Origin of the sequence: Vibrio rhizosphaerae (assembly GCF_024347095.1) — a bacterium.
Lineage (GTDB): Bacteria > Pseudomonadota > Gammaproteobacteria > Enterobacterales > Vibrionaceae > Vibrio > Vibrio rhizosphaerae.
In genome coordinates this window covers 2,028,744-2,048,969 of sequence record NZ_AP024903.1, presented here as the reverse complement: position 1 = coordinate 2,048,969, position 20,226 = coordinate 2,028,744, and the positions used below count along the sequence as shown (strand labels likewise).

The following is a 20,226-nucleotide window of genomic DNA, read 5'->3' as shown; positions in this document are numbered from 1 at the left end:
AAATGATGGAAACAATGATAGACGAATTGGCGCAACAAGCCGAAGTACAACCAATTGATGAATTGGTTGGATGGGTCAGGCATCATGACTTGTCTCTCAACCTGGATACGGAGCGACTCGCATTTTTGATTGCGATTGCTGTATTGAGTCGGGATCGATTTGATGATGAACTCGGGGAAGGGGAATTACATGATGCATTTGCAATCGTCACTCGATTATTCGATGAGACCGGAGAAGCGTCCGCTTTTCGGGCTAATAATGCGATCAATGATTTAGTTCACCAGCGGTTACTCCGGCGTTTTACCAGTGAAGTGACCGACGGGGCGAGCATCTATCGATTATCCCCATTAGCGATTGGTATTACGGATTATTATCTGCGCCATCGCGAATTTTCTAAATTAAAGCTATCGATTCAGCTATCAATTGTTGCCGATGAAATGGCAAAGGCGAAAGAAGCGGCTGAGAAAGGTGGCACAGCGTCTCACTGGCAGAAAAATGTATATGGTGTTTTGAAGTATTCTGTGGGTGAGATTTTTGATCAAATCGATCTCAACCAGCGAGTCATGGATGAACAGCAGCAAGAAGTCAAAGAACAGATTGCTCAGTTGTTGAACAAAGACTGGCGAGATGCGATTCAGAATTGTGAATCTCTTTTATCAGAAACGTCATCAACCCTTAAAGAGTTACAAGACACCCTGCAGGCTGCGGGGGATGAAATGCAAACGCAGATTCTCGATATTCAGGAATGCGTTTATGGTGAATCTGAACTGGATTTTATCGAAGAAACTTTGTTTCAGTTGCAGATTAAACTAGACCGAATTATCAGTTGGGGCCAGCAGGCGATTGACTTATGGATCGGCTATGATCGTCATGTTCATAAGTTTATTCGAACTGCGATTGATATGGACCAGAACCGTGCTTTTAGCCAGCGTTTGCGTCAATCGATGAACGATTACTTCGCGGCGCCTTGGTTCCTCACATATGCCGATGCTGAGCGCTTTATGGATATGCGGGATGAAGCTCTGGTACTGCGGGATGACGAGGTCACAGGGCAGGTCCCTGAAGATGTTGAATATGAAGAGTTTCAACAGGTTAACGATGTCTTGGCGGCGCAGATCGGTGAGATGCTGACCGTGCATAAAGATCAGGGTACACCGATTGATCTCGGTATCATTTTAAAGAATTACCTCACAGAACATCCAAAAACGCACCATTTTGATTTAGCCAGAATCGTGGTCGATCAGGCGGTCCGGTTGGGCTATTCAGCGTCTGATTATCAGGCGATTCAGCCAGACTGGCAGGCAATCAATGAATTTGGTGCAAAGGTACAAGCAAATGTCATCGACAGATATGAATGAATATATGCCAGAGAAACTGGTCAAAGCACTTTCCAATCCGTTGTTCCCGGCATTGGATAGTTTATTACGTGCCGGCAGGCATGTTTCCGGTGAAGATATGGATAATCACACATTTTTGTCGGATTTTGAGCCAGAGCTGGCTCAGTTCTACCAGCGTTATAACACCGAACTGGTTCGCGCTCCTGAAGGCTTCTTCTATTTAAGGCCGCGTTCCACATCATTGCTCAATCGCAGTGTGCTGTCCGAACTCGATATGTTAGTCGGCAAAGTGCTTTGCTTTTTGTATCTCAGTCCTGAAAGACTGGCCCATGAAGGGATTTTTACCCATCAGGAATTGTATGAAGAGTTACTCACGCTGGTGGATGAGAAAAAGTTGATGCGTTTAGTGACTTTCCGGGCTGGTGGATCGGATCTGGATCGGGAAAAGCTCTTTGAAAAAGTCAGAACGTCGTTACGCAAACTGCGTCGAATGGGCATGCTGGTCGTTCTGGGAGAAAGTGAAAAGTTTCGGATTACCGAAGCGGTGTTTCGTTTTGGTGCAGATGTTCGTGTCGGTGATGACATGCAAGAAGCACAATTGAGATTAATTCGGGACGGTGAAGCGGTCATACCCAGCCGGGACGTTCAGGAAGTGAGCGAAGATAACGATGAGGAACCTACAGAAGCGAACTCATCAGATGTATTAACAGGATTTGAAGGTGAAGCATGATTGAAAGAGGTAAGTATCAATCGCTGACCATGATCAACTGGAACGGTTTTTTTGCCCGTACGTTTGATATCGATAATTTGGTCACCACGCTTTCCGGCGGGAATGGTGCGGGGAAATCAACCACAATGGCGGCCTTTATTACCGCACTGATTCCGGATCAAAGTCTGCTGCACTTTCGTAATACGACTGAAGCGGGTAGTTCACAGTCGTCACGGGACAAAGGATTACACGGTAAACTCCAGCCCGGTACCTGTTATGCCGCATTAGATGTCGTGAACTCGCGCAAGCAGAGAGTGCTGTTTGCCGTCCGGTTACAACAGGTCGCCGGCCGGGATAAAAAAGTCGATATTAAGCCGTTTCTGATACAGGGGATTCCCAGCCATATCCGCCCGACCGATATTTTGATTGAAACGCTGTCTGACCAACAAGCCCGGGTACGGACGATCAGTGAAGTGAAAGACGCTGTTGCAGGTCTGGAGGGAACGCAGTTCAAAACATTCAGTTCGGTTGTGGATTACCACACCCAGATGTTTGAATTTGGGGTCATCCCGAAGAAAATGCGTTCGAGCAGCGATCGCTCCAAGTTCTATCGCTTGATTGAGGCCTCTTTGTACGGCGGGATTTCCAGTGCGATCACACGCTCGCTGCGCGATTACTTGCTGCCGCAGAATGGTGGCGTAAAAAAAGCGTTTCAGGACATGGAAGCGGCACTGCGCGAAAACCGAATGACGCTTGAGGCAATTAAAACCACGCAAGCCGACCGGGATTTGTTCAAGCACCTGATTACCGAATCGACCAATTATGTTGCGTCTGATTACATGCGGCATGCCAATGAGCGCCGGAGTAAAGTCGAACAGGCACTTTCATTCCGCCAGACACTGTTTGGTGCGCAACAAACGTTAGTGACGCAAAGTGAACTGCTGACCCGGGTTAAAGATGAACTCGATGAGCTAACCGAGCAGGAATCTGCACTGGAACAAGATCACCAGAGTGCTTCTGATTATTTACAACTGGTTCATAACGCATTACGTCAGAAAGAAAAAATCGAACGCTACCGGGAAGATCTGGAAGAACTGAGTGAGCGTCTGGAAGAGCAACTGATGGTGGTTGAAGAGGCTCAGGAACAGACGCTTGAAGCCGAGCAGCACGCCACAATTCTGGAAGATGAAGTTGATAGTCTGAAGTCCCAACTGGCCGATTATCAGCAAGCACTGGATGTGCAACAAACCAGAGCACTGCAGTATCAGCAAGCCGTACAAGCGCTGGAAAAAGCCAAAGCGGCGCTGGATGATGACAGTCTGACGGCCGACAATGCATCACAGAAAATTCAGACCTTGAATCAATCCCAGCAGCAAATGACTGACCGGGTCTTGCAACTGAAGCACCGGTTGGATATGTCGGCTGCGGTCGCATCCCAGTTTGAACAGGCATACCAGTTTGTCCAATCCGTGCTCGGAGATGTTGCCCGTCACAGTGCCCATGAACATGGGGTTGCTTTGATTGAAAAAGCGCGCCACTGCAAACAATCGGTGACACAGGAAAACCAGTGGTATACGCGGCAAAGTGAAATTTCCCGTCAGTTAGAGCGTCAGCGTGATATTGCGGCTCTGGCAGAGACTTATCAGCATGAATATCAAGAGACGCTGGATAATGAATCGGCGATCAATGAAGCGCGAGAGAAACATCAAGCAGTTCTGGATGTTGTCGAACAAGAACTGATTGAACTCCGGGAATCACGCAGTGATTTACGTCGCCGCCAAGAAGATGTCCGGGCGCAGATTGAGCGGTTAGAAAAGATTGCGCCACAGTGGATTGTTGCGCGTAATGCGTTGGATGATTTACGAGAACAGAGCGGTGAAGCACTGGAAAGCTCACAGGCAGTGTTCTCGCATATGCAACAGACGCTGGAGCGCGAAAAGCAGCAGACTTCTGAGAAAGAGGAATTAGCGCGACAACGTCACAATCTTGAGCAAGACATTGAGCGTCTCGCTTCTCCCGGTGGGGCAAATGATGCGCGGTTAAAATCGCTGGCTGACACATTAGGCGGCATGTTGCTGTCAGAAATTTATGATGACATTACGCTGGAAGACGCACCGTACTTTAGTGCGATGTACGGACCTGCCAGACATGCGATTGTTGTCTCGGATCTGTCAGACATTCAAGAACGTCTGGCGGAATTAGATGATTGTCCTGAAGATGTTTATATCATTGAAGGGGACGTCGATGCGTTTGATGACAGCTCGTTTGACGCCGATGAACTGGAAGGCGCAGTCTGTGTTCGTCTGAATGATCGTCAGATTCGTTATTCCCGTTTCCCGGAGATACCTTTATTTGGCCGGGCGGCAAGAGAGCAGCGACTGACGCAACTGCGTGCACAACGAGACGATATAGTTGAGTTGTATGCTAAAGCCTCATTTGATGCGCAAAAACAACAACGGTTATATCAGGCCTATCAGGCATTTGTGGCGTCTCATATCACCACCGCGTTTGAAGCCGACCCCGAAAAGGCGCTTCAGGCATGCCGTGAGCAGTTGAATCAGTTGGGGCGTTCTCTGACTGAGTTCGGTCATCAGGAGCAGCAGTTACAGACGCGACAACAACAGAGTAAAAATGCATTATCTCTGCTTGAGAAGGTTGCTCCTTTTGTTCACTTGCTGGCCGATGACACACTACAAGAACAAGCCCATGAGATTGAGGCAAGCCTTACCGAACTGGACGAGGCCAAACGCTTTTTAAGCCAACACGGTTCGACCATCGAGCAACTGAGTCATTGTATTCATGCGCTTGAAAATGACCCCGAACAGTTTGATGCGCTGGAAAGTGAATATCACGATGCTGACCAACAGTTGCAGCAAGTGAAGACCCAGATTTTTGCTATCTCTGATTTGATCGAACGTCGCCATCATTTGCGTTATTCCGATGCGGTCGCGTTAGTTAACCAGAGTGATGCGCTGAGTGAGCAGTTGAAAGAGAAACTACAGCTCGCGGAATTACAGCGCGGCGAAGCCAGAGAAACCCTCAAACAGCGTCAGGGGCAGGCCAGCCAGTATCATCAAGTGCTGGCGTCGCTCAAAAGTGCACACCAGTCAAAACTCGAAACCGTACAGGAATTTGAGCAAGAGTTACAAGAATTGGGTGTCCAGACCGATACCAGCGCATTAGAACGTGCAGAACAGCGTAAAAATGAGTTGTATGAGCGTTTACATGTGTCGCGGCAACGACAGAGCGAACTGGAGAGATCGCGCACATCGACCGAAATGGAAATGACTTCGCTGAGCCGACAACTGAAGAAGGTGGAAAAAGAGTATCGTGATCTCAGAACGTTTATCGTCAACGCGAAAGCGGGATGGTGTTCGGTACTGAGACTCGCTCGTGCCCATGATGTTGAGCGACGCCTGCATAAACGTGAGCTGGCTTATCTGTCGGCAGGAGAACTGCGTTCTATGTCGGATAAGGCGTTAGGTTCGTTGCGTCTGGCTGTTGCCGATAATGAAACACTGAGAGACGCTTTACGTCAGTCTGAGGATAATGCCAGACCAGAGCGTAAGGTGCTGTTTTATATTGAAGTCTATCAGCACCTGCGTGAGCGGATCCGGCAGGATATCATTCGTACCGATGATCCGGTTGAAGCGATTGAAGAAATGGAAGTTGAGCTTGCCCGGTTGACGGAAGAGCTGACCCAACGGGAATCACGATTAGCGATCAGCTCTGAGTCGGTCGCCAGCATTATTCTCAAGACGATTCAGCGTGAGCAGAATCGAATTCGGATGCTCAACCAAGGTCTGTCCAATATTCACTTCGGTCAGGTGAATGGCGTGCGCTTGAATGTGAAAGTGCGTGAAAGCCACGAAATGCTCCTGACTGGGTTGTCGGAGCAGCAGGCGCAGCATCAGGACTTGTTCAACAGCTCGCGTTATACGTTCTCGGAAGCCATGGCAAAATTGTTCCAGCGGGTCAATCCACATATTGATATGGGACAGCGTTCACCTCAGGTGTTGGGGGAAGAGCTACTGGACTATCGGAATTACCTTGAGCTGAACGTGGAAGTCAATCGCGGTGCTGATGGTTGGTTACAGGCCGAATCCGGAGCGCTGTCGACCGGGGAGGCGATCGGAACGGGTCAGTCGATTCTGTTAATGGTTGTGCAGAGCTGGGAAGAAGAATCCCGTCGCTTGCGCAGCAAAGATATTATTCCGTGTCGTTTGTTGTTCCTCGATGAAGCCGCGCGTCTCGATGGCAAATCGATTTCAACACTGTTTGAACTGTGTGAACGACTCGATATGCAATTGCTGATTGCGGCACCGGAAAATATCAGCCCGGAAAAAGGTACCACTTATAAATTAGTGCGGAAGATTCACAAAAATCATGAACATGTTCATGTGGTAGGGCTGCGGGGATTCGGTCAGAATCATGCGCCTGAATCTGAAGACCTGACCGCAGAAGCTTCATGAGCTTTTCAGGATTAGGATAGTCCTTCTGTAAAATAAAAAAGAGCCATCTGTTTTCAGGTGGCTCTTTTGACATGGTGACTGAGACAATCGTGAGACGGTCTGGTTGGTTCCGAAGGATGGATTAATCGATAGAAACCAAGAGTTGATCCCCGCGTTTCTCTAGGGTTGCTTCTCCCCGAACCTCAGTTCTCGGAACATCTTTGACAATGATATCTTTGTCATGCCAGCCATATTGATACAGATAAGGCTTAATATAGTGCAGTCTCAGGTTGGACAGATTTTTAAATGCATCTGAGCCGGTGAGTTTATAGAAATAGGCACTGGTCTTGGCTTCATCGACACTGACAATGATTTTTTTGAATTGCTGCGGTTGTTGCAGATAGTTCTGGGTATCATGCTCGGTGATCACTTCGGCAAAGAGCATGCGTTTCTCGTTGTAGCCATGATTATATTGATGCATCTGCCACGCAAACGGGATAAACAGGGTCACCAGCAGCAGGGTTCGCAACCAGAACCGGGGAACTAACAACACCAGCATCGCCATCCCCAGTGGCAGGGTGACACCTGAGCGTAGCGGTACTTTCACACCCAGTGGAATCACACTGGCATAGATGGAAAAGATCACCAGCAATGCAATCAGGGTGTATTTCAGGTGGTGTTTTAATGCCCAGACGAATGTAACAGCAATCGGGACATAAAACAGAGGGCTTAACTCGGCTAAATAACGCGCATTGCGTTCAAAGTTTCCCGCACTCTTGGCGATATTGGCAATAATCCCGCTGATATCGGTCGATGGGGTTGATTTCCGCCATGAGACAAATTCAATAAAATGGCCCGTCCCGGTCTGGAGCAGCGTATAACCGTAAACGCTTAAATTCGCGACGGCATAGCCCAGCACATAACCGGCAATCCAGAAACCGAGAAACTGCAACAGGCTGTGGAAATTCTCTTCATTCAACTGACGGATAAAGAGTAACGGCATCAGAAAGTAGAATGCAGGGTAGGTTGCAAACAACACGATACCGGAGGTCAGCAAAATGACCGGACGTGAATAACGGTCTTTGATACAACTGAACAGAGCCAGCATCAGTGTGCCGGGAATCAAAGTCATTGGCCATTTGAACAACATGGTGAAATAGGGAATATTCACAACCAGCAGCGCAAAGCAACACGCAAGCCAGCGATCTTTTCTGACCCCCATAGCGACCTGATAGCCAAAAATAGCAATAAACACATTACACAGGGTCGCAGCGACAACCGCAGGCACGAGACGCAATCCATCGAATAAAGCAAAATTAACCCAACGCCCTTCAGAGACAAACTTAGACACATAATCGTCCATGTAAGGCAAAGCATCATGTGCCACGTTTTCCAACATAGATTCGTGTAAATTGAATAATGTCCATATCAGAGTGAACGCCAGAACGCCCCATTTGAACAGAGAGACGGTGTCGAACGGATTGGATGGGATCGAGGGGGATGAAGCATGATTATTGATCATTTGTCCTCCGAGACGAAAAAATAGTGCGATAACCCAAATAGTTGATGGTCATCGAGACACCAATCGCAACAACTTGCGCAAAATAAACGAACATCGCGAACTGTTCGACCAACAGATACAACACACCGGTGCTACAGGCGAGTGATGAGAGGTTTACCAGACAGAATGGTAGTAACTGACCGCGCCTCGCGGTGCTTTTGAACACAAAGCCTCGGTTTAGAATAAAACTGATCAGCATTCCGCCGATATAAGACAGAACCGATGCAAGCATATAATAACCGAGGATCTGATACAGAATGACGAATAGGATATAGCTCGTCCCGGTATTGATCAGACCCACCAGCGCAAAGCGGATGGTTTGTTTGAATTCGGGACGAATCCGGTTATTTAGCCACGGAATGTTGCTTGGTAGATTCAAGAGCTCTTCCTTTTTTCAGGATATAAAGCGGACGGCCTTTGGATTCATTGTAGATGCGAGCGATATATTCACCGAGTATGCCAATTGAGATTAATTGTACGCCACCAACAAACAAGATCGCGACGAATAGCGAAGTCCAGCCGGAAACCCAGTGGTCAGTCATGAAACGAACATACATCGAGTACATCAGCATCGCAAAGGCAACACCGGAGCACAAAAATCCCATCATGATGGATAATTTCAGGGGTTTTACAGAAAAAGAAAGAATACCATCCAATGCGAATTTGAGCATTTTTCTCAATGGGTATTTCGATTCTCCGGCAAAGCGAGGCGAACGTTCGTAAAGAATCGAGGTTTGGTTGAAGCCTATCCAACTGACCATGCCTCGAATAAAACGCGCTTTTTCCGGCATGGCTTTCAGCTGATCGACAACTTGTCTGTCCATCAGGCGAAAATCACCGGTATCTAATGGAATCGGGACTTCGGATAAGCGATTGAGCATCCGATAGAACAATTTGGCGGAAGCGAGTTTAAAGGCTGATTCGCCTTCGCGACGATCTCGCGTTCCGTAGACCACATCATAACCGTCTTCCCATTTGGCGATCATCTGCTCAATTAGTTTTGGGGGATCCTGTAAATCGGCATCAATCAATACCACGGCATCGCCGGTGCTGGCATCCAGTCCGGCTGTCACGGCTTGCTGATGACCGAAATTCCGGGAAAGAGAGAGTACAATCACCTGATGATGCCGACGGCTGTGTGCCAATAGCTGTTGTTCTGTGTCATCTGAACTACCGTCATTGACAAAAATTAACTCAAAACGATAGCCCGGAATGGCATTGGTGACGGAAATGAGCTCTTTGACCGTGAAGTCAATCACTTCACTTTCATTGAAACAGGGAACGATCACGGATATTTTCTTTTTCATATTCATAGCCTAGCTCCATCATGGATAATGACACGAAATCAGATTAGCAATCGAATGTAAGAATCATGACAAAGCGAGGTGAAAAGATCGGCAACCTTGACGAAAGATGTGTACGCCCCTCATCCTATCTTCGTTCGATCTTGCGATGACGCGTGGTCTGAAGATAGGGGCGGGGCGGTGTATGGTGTTTACTGAGTTAAATGTTGTGACGTCGCAGCAAAGTGATGCATTGAATATTCAACCCGTGCTTGGGCGTCTAATGGTTGTTCAGGCGCTCCCATATGCTCGATATGTCGGAGTCGTGGTAACAAACCCGCCCCATTGGCAATCTGAATGGCCAGACCGGGACGGGCATTGAGTTCCAGTACCATCGGGCCTTTATTTTTATCCAGCACCATATCGGTCCCAAGATAACCCAACCCCGTCATTTCCCATGCTTGCGCGGCAAGTTCAAGCAGACGCTGCCAGTGAGGCACTTCCAGTTCAATCAATGCCCGGCCTGTGTCCGGATGATGTGTCACAGGCTGACCGAACTGAACGGCTCGTACGGCTTTACCGGTGGCAATATCGATGCCAACCCCAACAGCTCCCTGATGCAAGTTCGCCTTGCCATCCGATGCACGGGTAGACAGGCGCATCATGCACATCACGGGATAGCCTTTGAAAACAATGACCCGGACATCCGGGACCCCTTCATAGCTGAAACCATCGAAACAGTCGTCAAACTGAATCAGGTTTTCGATGATCGCGACATCATTTTTACCACCCAGAGAAAATAGCCCTGCAAGTGCGTTACTGACATGTCTTTCCACATCTTCAGCACTGAGCGTTGCACCCGATGGTTTGACATAAACGCCATTTTGATGGGAAGTCACCACCAAAATCCCTTTCCCGCCACTACCGCGGGCTGGCTTGATCACAAAGTTTGGCCATTGCTGAACCAGTTGATGAATTTGTTTGACTTCATACTGGTTGCGGATCACGCCGATGAGTTGAGGGACGGTACATCCGGCTTTCTCTGCGATGATTTTCGTCTGAAGCTTATCATCGACTAAGGGATATTTAGCGCGATCATTGTAACGGCCAATATAGCTATGGTTACGCTTATTCATCCCCATGATCCCCTTATGCCTTAAGCGGAAAGGGGAGGTATATTTTTCAAAAATCATAGTTCATCTACCAGAGGTTTGAAGCGCTTCAATTCGCTGACACGATAGCCGGTATACGTTCCCAGCAACAGAATAAGTGCCAACACAATCAACTGTAACCCGATAAAATTAAACGTCAGATGCTGAACATATGGATTGGTCATGCCAAGGTAAACCAGAATCGCGGTAAACAGCGAACCGCCACCTTGCAGAAAGACCTCTTTCGCACCGTCTTCTTCCCAGAGAATCGACATCCGCTCAATGGTCCATGAGAGAATAATCATAGGGAAGAAAGTAATGGTGAGTCCTTCCGTTATGCCCAGTCGGAAGGAGAGTACCGTGAAGAGCGAAATCATCAGAATGACCGCGATGATCACGGCCGATATTCGGGCGACCAGTAACAGGTTCAGTTTCGACAGATAACTACGGATAAATAATCCTGTTCCCACAATTAACAGAAAACCGATAATCCCCGTGAGGAGTTGGGTCTGGACAAATGCTACCGCGATCAGAACCGGCATGAATGTCCCGGATGTTTTAAGTCCGATAATGACGCGGAGAAATACGACAATCAGTGCACCGATAGGAATCAGCATGATGGTTTTAAACATCGCTTGCTCTTCTAACGGTAGGCTGTGGATGGATAGATTGAGTAATCCGTCCGCATTGACTTTACTGTTCGTGGCTTCCTGAGGTGAAACCTCGTGGGAAATCATGCTGAATTGTACCCGGCTGTTTTTACCGCCGACCACGTCAAGCAAGGAGACATTGGATTCATCCCACACCAGCAAATTCGGATGGTTTGCCTGTTTACCGGTGTCCGGATTAAAGACAACCCAACGTTCTCCGTCCCAGACTTCATTCATGGGCTCGATACTTTGACGACGGCGGCCATCTTCCAGTTCCAAAACGCCGACAATCTTATTGGGAATCCCTGAATAGGAAAGCATCTTTTGTGTGGCTTCATATTTGGTCATCTGATTCAACAGCAATTGTGCGTTCTGGCTTTCCGCGTCATTCAGTGCTTTGATCAGCTCTCTGGTAAAGGTCACGTCATCAGCTGAACGCTCACTTGCCTGCGTAATCAGAGAGACCGCTGCGGCTTCCTCCGGACTATCGAATGCCGGGGTATCAACCGGACCGTGGGGTGGCTCGGCAATTGATTTCGCGTCAGGGTCGACAAGAAACTGCGTTTTGTAATAAATCGTTTGTGGACCACTAGCCCGGCGAATCGACCATTCGGCGCGTCGGCTCCCCGGCGTCGATTCAAGGTAAGAAACCCCATACCCCGGTGAAGAGGCGGATTCACTAATCAGCGTGAACCCATCTTGTGTGTATGGTGCGGCAAGAGAAACTTTGGCCTCTTTGCCCTGTGCATTAAACTGAATACGCGCTTCAATTTCCCAGACTTGTCTCGTTTCGCCGGGAACCCAGGGCACCCCATAAACTTGATGGCGGAAAACGCTTAAATAAATGCCGATCGCGATCAGCAGTACGATAGAAATATAAAATGGAATTCGGGAAGTCATGATCAATACTCACCAGATAATTATTTGGCCGTGGACTGAATGTATTTCTTACTTACATCCACCAGCGCGATATCGCGGAGGAATTCACGCCCCAATAAAATTGGGTGTGACATATGGGAGCGATCGGCAAGGGTAAATTCTGTTCGTTCACGAATGTTCCCGACACTGATCCATAATTCAACCACTGCCCGTCGTTCGCTTTCCGATGTTGAGGCTTGTCGAATTTTGACATAGCGTACTACCGGTGCTTCGATCCAGTTGTCCTTGTCTTCTGGTTTGGCCGTTTTATCGCTGGCATTTTTTTTGTCTGCTACTTGGGCATCATCCTGTTCGCCCCGACCCGATAAATGAAAGCGAACCCAGTTTTTGCCATTTCTTTCAAATTCTTCAATATCGGTTGCGTCCAAAGATGATGTAGCAGCGCCTGTATCGACCCGGGCATCGAATTTTTGTTTGATCGATTCAATACTGATTCGCTCAACCTGTCCAAGGATAACCTTATTTGCCGGTGCTGGATCTGATGAAGCAAGATGTTGCAGCGACTGGGCTGAGTTACTCTCCTGTAGTAATGAATGCTGATAGTGATTCTGATTGAGTCGATGTATTTGCTGTTTTAAAGAAGAAACTTCATTTTCCAGACTATCGATGTAATCGACTTGATTACTGGACTGCAATTCTAGATTGGTCAGACGTTGATTAATGTTGTTTTCTGTCCCATGAATTGCAGCAATGGTCTCGTGATGTAAGTTTCTTTCCTCTGTTGTGACGCATCCCGCTAGTGTGGATATTGTGGCCACAAGTGCAAGTCGTTTAAACATGAGTAACCTAATTCTTAGTTGTTATGATTAATAAAAGCATTCAGTGGTGATTTCCACGCTCTAGCGTACTCTGATTTTTTATATGGCACGTTAGATGTTTGTCAATTATGGTTTCCGGGCAATCAGAACTGCTCTTCTCGGTGCCGGGTAGCCCTCTATCGTTTGCTTCGGATTTGCCGGATCGAGATAGTCAGGTAATGAGTTATGTGTCATCCATGTGGTTGTCCGTTGCTCTTCTGTCGATGTTTCGTTTTCATCGGCAATCACAACGTCAGTAAACCCACATTTTTCCAGCCACACTTTGAGTGCAAGTGCCGAAGGAAAGAAGTACACGTTACGCATCTGCGCATAGCGATCTTTCGGGACGAGTACCGCACTCTCATCGCCTTCGATCACCAGCGTTTCCAGAATCAGTTCTCCGCCCGCAACCAGTTGATCTTTTAACTGTAACAAATGGTCCAGCGGCGAACGACGGTGATACAAAACCCCCATACTAAACACCGTATCAAATGCTTCGAGTTTCGGCAGTGCTTCGATACCTAACGGTAATAAATGGGCCCGCTGATCATTTCCCATTAATCGTCGTATGGCTTCGAACTGAATTAAAAACAGATGAGATGGGTCCACACCAATACAAAGACGTGCGCCTTCTCCCAGCATCCGCCACATATGGTAGCCATTCCCACAGCCGACATCGAGTACATTTCGATTTTTTAACGGGGAAATATGTTGCAAAACACGATCCCACTTCCAATCTGAACGCCATTCCGTATCAATATGGATACCATGAATGTGATAAGGCCCTTTGCGCCACGGGTGGAATGTTTTCAGCAGATTTTCCAGCTTTTGTTGTTCTCCGGCCGCTAAAGGTGTCTGATTGTGGATGGCGACTTCCGTTTTCAGCTCAACCTGATCAGGCTTGAATGCCGGAAGCTTATTCAATGCCCGGACCCAGCGCTCAAAATCTCCGTGTGAATCGTTTTGCCAATCCGTCAGTTGCTGAGGTAAAACGTTCAGCCATGGCTGGAGGCGTTGATCTTGCGCGATAAGCTGATAAAAATTAGCAAAATTAAACATGGAATTGAGTATCCTGCGAACAAAAAGTAAAACTGGGAACATCCTCAGCAGAGCAAGGGGTGGTTTGCCTGATGCCAGGCCAATGATCATGGCTCATCTGACATGAATCGCCCACATCATTTGATAGCAAACATCGAACCGAAGTTGAAACATTGGAACCAGACATCAAAACTACTGAAACCAATTTGGGCGAAACGATGTTTGTGCGTTTCAATGGTATCCGGTTGGAGGACGTTTTCAATGGCACTGCGTTTCTGACTGATTTCCAGCTCACTGTAGCCGTTGGCCCGTTTGAATTCGTGATGTAAGTCGATCAACAGGTCATTGGTGGTTGTGTCAGCAAAGCGGTATTTTTCAGACAGAATCAGAATGCCGCCCGGCCGCAAGCCATGGTAGATATTTTCCAGCAATTGGCTGCGATCATCCGGAGAGAGAAACTGGAGTGTAAAATTCAGTACCACAACAGAAGCATTGGTGATGGTGACGTCCCGGATATCGGCTTCAATGACTTCGACGGGAGTATCGGAGCGATAGGCTTCAATATGCATGCGACAACGTTCTACCATGGCGGATGAATTGTCGACTGCAATAATGTGGCAACCTTCGTGGTGAATATGACGGCGCATCGAGAGGGTTGCAGCCCCCAGAGAACAGCCGAGATCATAAATATTGGTATTGGGCTTGGCATAACGTTCTGCCAGTATCCCGATGGTCGAAATAATATTATGGTAACCGGGAACGGAACGCTGAATCATATCAGGAAAGACCTCAACAACCCGCTCATCGAATGTAAAATCGCCGATCTGTTGAATCGGTGCTGAATAGATGGTGTCTTTATGACTCATGTAAGCCTCGTGATATCTCTATGACCAACCGTCAATCGGGACGGAACCAAGAAAAGGGGCGTATTTTATGCAATAACCGTGTGGTTGTCATCAGGCGCTGATTAGAACATGCTGATCTGGTTGGCCGCTGCCGCTCCCGGAAAAGGGGGAAGTTCCGGCAGTTGCACCTGCTGTTGTAGTTGTTGGTAAAGACGTTGCGCCAGCTCCGGTGCCAGTTGATTATCCGGGGTATGAATCATCAGGTAGGGTTGTTTCCCTTGTTGAATCCACATTGGCAGTTTCTGCATCCAGGCTGCGAAAAAAGCATCATTTTGTTGAATGTCCGGGTGGCCGATGAAACGAATCATCGGGTGACTGCCGGTTGCAATCGCATGGACCGGGACCCGGGGCTTTTTCTTTTGCGCATCGATCACCGCAGCGTTATCCGGTTGCGCGGCAAACACGGGGCGGCTATCCATGATAATCCGGTCTGCCTGAGTTTCGACCAGCCATTGGTTGAACTGTTTTTCCTCCGCGCCTTTCTGAAAAAATGCCGGATGACGGACTTCGACCCCTAATGGATAACCCGCGGGAAAGTAACGACAGAAACGTTTCAACGCCGGGAGGTGTGCCGGACTGAAAGCGGCTGGAAGCTGAATGGTCCATAAGCCAACCCGTTCATGAAGCGGGGCCATTAATTGCATGAATTGGTTCAGTAAGTCTTCACAGCCATGCAACATCAATTCATGGGTAATTTGTTTGGGTAATTTAAACGTAAAGCGAAAATCAGACCCGGTCGCTGCTTTCCAATTGGCAACCGTTGTGGGGGACGGGGATGCATAGAATGTTGTATTCCCTTCGACGGTGTGAAAACTTGCGCGTATTTTTCGAGTCGCTCGGAAACAGAGGTGCCTCGCCCGTACAGGGTTTGTTGCCATTGTGGGTGTGACCAGAGCGTGAGTCCGAGTCGAATAGGAAGTGTCTTTGTCATTTTTTCAATTTAAATTGTGTCAAATGCACGATATCGTTTTGAAGAATCCGGTCTTTTAGCGCTATAATCAGCGCCTATTTCTTTACACCGTTGTGCACGGTGGTGACTTGACTGAACCATCGGCGTTGCAATGTCTTTCCGGTTGACCGGAGCATTGAATACAGCGCGATCGAATGCAACATGATTATTCATGATTGAACCGGCATTGTATGTCGGAATGACTTGGTTGAACAGTCACACGGTTATTTAGGATATTTTGTTGTTGTCCGCTGGTTTGGAAATGAAAGCGGGCAGCGAAGATTTGAATCAGCTATTGGAAATTGGGAAACTCATTATGCGTAGCCATTATTGTGGTCACCTCAACAAGTCCCTGGTCGGGCAGAATGTAGAACTTTGTGGTTGGGTGAATCGTCGTCGGGATCTGGGCGGCCTGATCTTTATTGATATGCGAGATCGTGAAGGATTAGTTCAGGTTGTTGTTGACCCTGATATGGCAGATGTCTTTGAGGTTGCGAACCAACTGCGCAGTGAGTTTTGTATTCGTTTGACCGGTGAAGTCAGAGCGCGTCCGGATTCTCAGATTAATCGCGATATGGCGACCGGAGAAGTGGAAATCCTTGCCACTCAGTTGGAAATTATCAACCGCTCTGACGTATTACCACTGGACTTTAATCAGAAAAACTCTGAAGAGCAGCGTTTGAAATATCGCTATCTCGACTTACGTCGTCCTGAAATGAGCGACCGGATTAAACTGCGTGCGCGTGCGTCAAGCTTTGTGCGTCGTTTCCTCGACGGACAAGGGTTCCTCGATATTGAAACCCCGGTTCTGACCAAAGCCACACCAGAAGGTGCGCGGGATTACCTCGTCCCAAGCCGGGTTCATAAAGGCAAGTTCTATGCGTTGCCACAGTCGCCTCAGTTATTTAAGCAATTGCTGATGATGTCCGGCTTTGACCGCTATTATCAGATTGTAAAATGTTTCCGCGATGAAGATTTACGGGCCGATCGTCAGCCTGAATTCACGCAGATCGATATCGAAACATCATTTATGACCGCTGATGAAGTGCGTGCGGTAACCGAAAAAATGGTTCGCGAGATGTGGCAGGAACTGCTGGATGTCGATTTAGGCGCATTTCCGGTGATGAAATATAGTGAAGCCATGCGTCGTTTCGGCAGTGATAAGCCTGACCTGCGTAACCCGTTGGAACTGGTGGATATCGCTGATTTAGTCAAAGACGTTGAGTTTAAAGTTTTCTCCGGGCCAGCCAATAATGCCAAAGGCCGGGTGGCCGTAATTCGTGTTCCGGGTGGCGCGAGCCTGACGCGTAAACAGATTGACGGATATGGTGAATTTGTATCGATCTACGGTGCGAAAGGATTGGCATGGTTGAAAGTCAACGATCGCGCAGCCGGTCTGGAAGGCATTCAGTCACCAGTTGCGAAGTTCTTATCTGAATCGGTGATTGAAGCAATTCTGGAACGCACGCAGGCGCAAAGCGGCGACATCATTCTCTTTGGTGCCGATAAAATCAACGTTGTGTCAGAAGCGTTGGGTGCGCTGCGGTTAAAACTGGGGACTGACTTGTCACTGACCGATGAGTCTGCCTGGGCGCCACTTTGGGTGGTTGATTTCCCAATGTTTGAAGAAGATGACGAAGGCCAGCTTCATGCGATGCACCATCCGTTCACTTCACCATTAGGTGTCACCGCTGATGAGTTAAAAGCTAATCCGGCCAATGTCAATTCCAATGCCTATGATATGGTCTTGAATGGTTATGAAGTCGGTGGGGGTTCGGTTCGTATCCATGATTCTGCAATGCAAACAGCGGTATTTGATATTTTAGGCATTGAAGAAGATGAGCAGCGTCGGAAATTCGGCTTCCTGTTGGATGCCCTGAAATTCGGTACACCGCCGCATGCCGGTTTAGCTTTTGGTTTTGACCGTCTGGTGATGCTGCTTTGTGGTACAGAAAATATCCGTGATGTGATTGCATTTCCGAAGACAACCGCGGCAGCTTGCCCGATGACGGAAGCGCCAAGTGAAGCGAACCCGGCCGCACTTGAAGAGCTGGCGATTGCTGTGCGAGCTAAAGCGGAAGATGTTTAATTGCGTCAGATGAGTGAACAAAGGTGGCTGATTGCCACCTTTTTCGTATTTGGCTGAGAGAGAATCAATTAGTTTTACAGGCAACTTAACGCACATGAAAATTGTCTGTTCATGAACACAGGAAAATACTTTGGCCCAGATGTATTTTTATTACTCTGCAATGAACGCAGGGAAATCGACCACACTGTTGCAATCTTCTTTTAACTATCGGGAGCGGGGCATGAATCCGGTGATTTATACCGCAGCGATCGATGACCGATTCGGAGTGGGTAAAGTCAGTTCCCGAATCGGATTAGAGGAAGAAGCCTATCTGTTTCGCGAGACTTCCAATTTGTTTGAGGAAATCGAGCAACTCCACCAGCAGATGAAAGTGGATTGTATTTTGGTTGATGAATGCCAGTTTTTGTCGAAAGAGCAGGTATATCAGTTGACGGATGTGGTCGATCGACTTGGTATTCCGGTCCTGTGCTATGGATTGCGATCTGACTTTAAAGGGGAGCTTTTTCCCGGAAGTCAGCATCTGTTAGCCTGGGCTGACAAACTGGTGGAGCTGAAAACCATTTGCCATTGCGGTAAAAAGGCCAATATGGTGGTGCGTGTCGATGCGCAAGGTCAACCGATTGCCGAAGGTGCTCAAGTTGATATCGGCGGTAATGATCGGTATGTCTCGGTCTGCCGGAAACACTATAAAGAGGCTTTGGGGCGACTCTGATTCGCCCCGGTGGCGTTGTTATAGGTAGCGGAGCGTGTCCAGTGTATTTTGATAATGAAATTGATAGCCGCAGTGGCAAAGTTTGTCGCTGCTGACGCGTTTATCTTCTTGTGCAACAATCGGGGGTAAATCAGCTTCTGATGAGACACTGTCCAATGCTGCTTGATAAAATTCTGCTTTACTAACGGTTTGTGGCGTAGTGACGTTAAAAATCCCGGAGAGTTCTTGCTCAAGGATATAACGGATACTGCCAATGGCGTCATCAAGATGTAGCATATTCGCCGGGGCGAGTGAGCTGACTTGTTTGAGCTTCGGGACAAAACGAGCCGGATGTCGTTTGGGGCCGATTAAACCGCTAAAGCGCAGAATGGCATAATCCAGCCCGCTATCGATGACATGTTGCTCGGCCGTGAGTAAGATCCGGGCGGATTCACTAAAATCAGCATTTTCCTGCGCAAGGGCCAGACTCGCATCCTGTTCCGTCATGATGCCGGGATGGTTGGGATACACACCCGTAGTACTGATCATCACTAACTTTTTCACCTGCGCCATGTTGCACTGCTCGGCCAGATAGCGCCAGTAATGGGCATATTCATCCTGCTTATTCTGTCTGAATCCGGGAGGAAAGCAGCCAATCACAATTTCTGCATTTTGGGCTGTCAGTGTTTCCGCTAAAGGATGTTCAGACTGTTCGAAATCAAAGCAGAAACTGCGAATCCCCTCAAGCTTCAGGGCATCAACGCCGGCCGGAGTCGTTTTACTGGCGAAGACACGACATGAATCAGACAAGTGTTGTGTCAATGGTAAACCAAGCCATCCTGCGCCAATGATCGTCACATGTTTCATCATTTTGATATTTATTCCGGTTCTTGGGCAAGGACTCTGAGAATACGATCTGCATCCTGAGCGATTTCGATGCCTTCATCGGTTAAATAGCCACCGTCAGGATGAGTGCATAGGTTTTTCCGATATAAGGCTTCAACGGCATCTTGCGTTTTTTTCTCGGCGGTCTTGTGGACTTTAATGCCGGTGTCACGGCTGTTCAGATCAAATTGAAGCAGTAGATTGAGCTCATTGATTTGCTGGGCAGTAAATTTCATGGCGTTTCACCTATTTACAAATGGATGGCATTACCATAGAAATAACTGCTGCGTATCGCAACAGTTCAATGTTGAAATTGTTATGTCACAAGAAGAATCTGACGGGTTGTGTCAGACCGGTCAACAAAGGTATTCGAATTTGCATGTAAAATAGGCAAACAATTTAAAAAATAAAAAATTTTGTTGACTGAGTTGAGTGAATCCGTAGAATGCGAACCCGTATCAAGACTGGCGCGTTGGCAGAGTGGCTATGCAGCGGATTGCAAATCCGTGGACCTCGGTTCGACTCCGGGACGCGCCTCCATTCTCTTCTGAGATTTTAATGCGACACTAGCTCAGTTGGTAGAGCGCAACCTTGCCAAGGTTGAGGTCACGGGTTCGAACCCCGTGTGTCGCTCCAGATTTTCTTTTCTCTAAGCTATTTTCTATTCATATATCTTACCGCGACAACTCTGCTTTTATATCTATTGTCTATTTTTCAATTCTCTTATTTTTCGTTGCATCACATTGCATCAATCAGAATGTGAAGTTGAGCCTATATTGTCAGAATAAACG

At 47.8% G+C, this 20,226-nt stretch carries 16 protein-coding genes, 2 tRNA genes and 1 pseudogene; 7 read left to right on the top strand and 12 right to left on the bottom strand.

All coding sequences use genetic code 11. From position 1 onward, the window contains the following. Nucleotides 1-14 precede the first annotated feature (14 nt). Genes mukF through mukB form a run of 3 tightly spaced genes read left to right on the top strand, consistent with a single transcriptional unit; the run spans nucleotide 15 to nucleotide 6,518 of the window. Nucleotides 15-1,358 (top strand): chromosome partition protein MukF, encoded by a 1,344-nt coding sequence (gene mukF / locus OCV37_RS08735; RefSeq protein WP_157635104.1) that lies wholly within the window; start codon nucleotides 15-17, stop codon nucleotides 1,356-1,358. Beyond that, on the top strand, nucleotides 1,336-2,067 hold the full coding sequence (mukE, locus tag OCV37_RS08730; RefSeq protein WP_038186148.1) for a chromosome partition protein MukE: 732 nt from the start codon (nucleotides 1,336-1,338) through the stop codon (nucleotides 2,065-2,067). Before mukF ends, mukE begins: the two co-directional genes overlap by 23 nt. Beyond that, nucleotides 2,064-6,518 carry a chromosome partition protein MukB gene (gene mukB, locus OCV37_RS08725; RefSeq protein ID WP_038186149.1) on the top strand — a complete coding sequence of 1,485 codons (4,455 nt, stop codon included), beginning with the start codon at nucleotides 2,064-2,066 and terminating at the stop codon, nucleotides 6,516-6,518. Before mukE ends, mukB begins: the two co-directional genes overlap by 4 nt. Before the next feature lie 121 nt (nucleotides 6,519-6,639). Here mukB and OCV37_RS08720 read toward each other — a convergent pair whose 3' ends face one another. The 10 genes and pseudogenes from OCV37_RS08720 to OCV37_RS08675 all read right to left on the bottom strand — a co-directional run bounded on the left by OCV37_RS08720 (nucleotide 6,640) and on the right by OCV37_RS08675 (nucleotide 15,944). Further along, nucleotides 6,640-8,019 carry a hypothetical protein gene (locus OCV37_RS08720; RefSeq protein WP_038186151.1) on the bottom strand — a complete coding sequence of 460 codons (1,380 nt, stop codon included), beginning with the start codon at nucleotides 8,017-8,019 and terminating at the stop codon, nucleotides 6,640-6,642. Continuing rightward, nucleotides 8,009-8,437, bottom strand: coding sequence for a GtrA family protein (locus OCV37_RS08715; protein WP_038186154.1), 429 nt, complete (start codon nucleotides 8,435-8,437; stop codon nucleotides 8,009-8,011). Before OCV37_RS08715 ends, OCV37_RS08720 begins: the two co-directional genes overlap by 11 nt. Next, nucleotides 8,403-9,371, bottom strand: coding sequence for a glycosyltransferase family 2 protein (locus OCV37_RS08710; protein WP_261888080.1), 969 nt, complete (start codon nucleotides 9,369-9,371; stop codon nucleotides 8,403-8,405). The genes OCV37_RS08715 and OCV37_RS08710 overlap by 35 nt, the downstream gene beginning before the upstream one ends. 182 nt (nucleotides 9,372-9,553) lie before the next feature. Beyond that, on the bottom strand, nucleotides 9,554-10,534 hold the full coding sequence (locus OCV37_RS08705) for an alpha-L-glutamate ligase-like protein (protein WP_038186156.1): 981 nt from the start codon (nucleotides 10,532-10,534) through the stop codon (nucleotides 9,554-9,556). After that, on the bottom strand, nucleotides 10,531-12,042 hold the full coding sequence (locus OCV37_RS08700; protein WP_038186158.1) for an inactive transglutaminase family protein: 1,512 nt from the start codon (nucleotides 12,040-12,042) through the stop codon (nucleotides 10,531-10,533). Before OCV37_RS08700 ends, OCV37_RS08705 begins: the two co-directional genes overlap by 4 nt. A gap of 20 nt (nucleotides 12,043-12,062) precedes the next feature. Then, nucleotides 12,063-12,860, bottom strand: a complete 798-nt coding sequence (locus tag OCV37_RS08695; protein ID WP_038186160.1) for an ATP-dependent zinc protease family protein — start codon at nucleotides 12,858-12,860, stop codon at nucleotides 12,063-12,065. 105 nt (nucleotides 12,861-12,965) lie between these two features. Beyond that, nucleotides 12,966-13,937, bottom strand: a complete 972-nt coding sequence (gene cmoB / locus OCV37_RS08690) for a tRNA 5-methoxyuridine(34)/uridine 5-oxyacetic acid(34) synthase CmoB (protein WP_038186163.1) — start codon at nucleotides 13,935-13,937, stop codon at nucleotides 12,966-12,968. A gap of 116 nt (nucleotides 13,938-14,053) precedes the next feature. After that, nucleotides 14,054-14,782 (bottom strand): carboxy-S-adenosyl-L-methionine synthase CmoA, encoded by a 729-nt coding sequence (gene cmoA / locus OCV37_RS08685; protein WP_038186164.1) that lies wholly within the window; start codon nucleotides 14,780-14,782, stop codon nucleotides 14,054-14,056. A 101-nt stretch (nucleotides 14,783-14,883) separates the two neighbouring features. Beyond that, nucleotides 14,884-15,752, bottom strand: a pseudogene (locus tag OCV37_RS08680) (DUF72 domain-containing protein). 9 nt (nucleotides 15,753-15,761) lie between these two features. Next, the gene (locus tag OCV37_RS08675; protein WP_038186165.1) at nucleotides 15,762-15,944 is read right to left on the bottom strand and encodes a hypothetical protein; all 183 of its coding nucleotides are present in this window, start codon (nucleotides 15,942-15,944) and stop codon (nucleotides 15,762-15,764) included. A gap of 142 nt (nucleotides 15,945-16,086) precedes the next feature. On the opposite strand from OCV37_RS08675, the gene aspS reads away from it, so the two are divergent. Together aspS and OCV37_RS08665 are read left to right on the top strand one after the other, a co-directional pair. After that, nucleotides 16,087-17,859 (top strand): aspartate--tRNA ligase, encoded by a 1,773-nt coding sequence (gene aspS, locus OCV37_RS08670; RefSeq protein WP_038186228.1) that lies wholly within the window; start codon nucleotides 16,087-16,089, stop codon nucleotides 17,857-17,859. Between the two features lie 130 nt (nucleotides 17,860-17,989). Beyond that, complete coding sequence (locus OCV37_RS08665) at nucleotides 17,990-18,571, top strand: thymidine kinase (protein ID WP_038186166.1); 582 nt, start codon at nucleotides 17,990-17,992, stop codon at nucleotides 18,569-18,571. Between the two features lie 18 nt (nucleotides 18,572-18,589). Here OCV37_RS08665 and OCV37_RS08660 read toward each other — a convergent pair whose 3' ends face one another. Both OCV37_RS08660 and OCV37_RS08655 read right to left on the bottom strand, forming a co-directional pair. Beyond that, the gene (locus OCV37_RS08660; RefSeq protein WP_038186230.1) at nucleotides 18,590-19,417 is read right to left on the bottom strand and encodes an NAD(P)H-binding protein; all 828 of its coding nucleotides are present in this window, start codon (nucleotides 19,415-19,417) and stop codon (nucleotides 18,590-18,592) included. 11 nt (nucleotides 19,418-19,428) lie between these two features. Further along, nucleotides 19,429-19,671, bottom strand: coding sequence for a TIGR02647 family protein (locus tag OCV37_RS08655; protein ID WP_038186168.1), 243 nt, complete (start codon nucleotides 19,669-19,671; stop codon nucleotides 19,429-19,431). Between the two features lie 230 nt (nucleotides 19,672-19,901). On the opposite strand from OCV37_RS08655, the gene OCV37_RS08650 reads away from it, so the two are divergent. Next, nucleotides 19,902-19,975 (top strand) — tRNA-Cys (locus OCV37_RS08650). A gap of 20 nt (nucleotides 19,976-19,995) precedes the next feature. Continuing rightward, nucleotides 19,996-20,071: transfer RNA gene (locus tag OCV37_RS08645), tRNA-Gly, on the top strand. The last annotated feature ends 155 nt before the right edge of the window (nucleotides 20,072-20,226 follow it).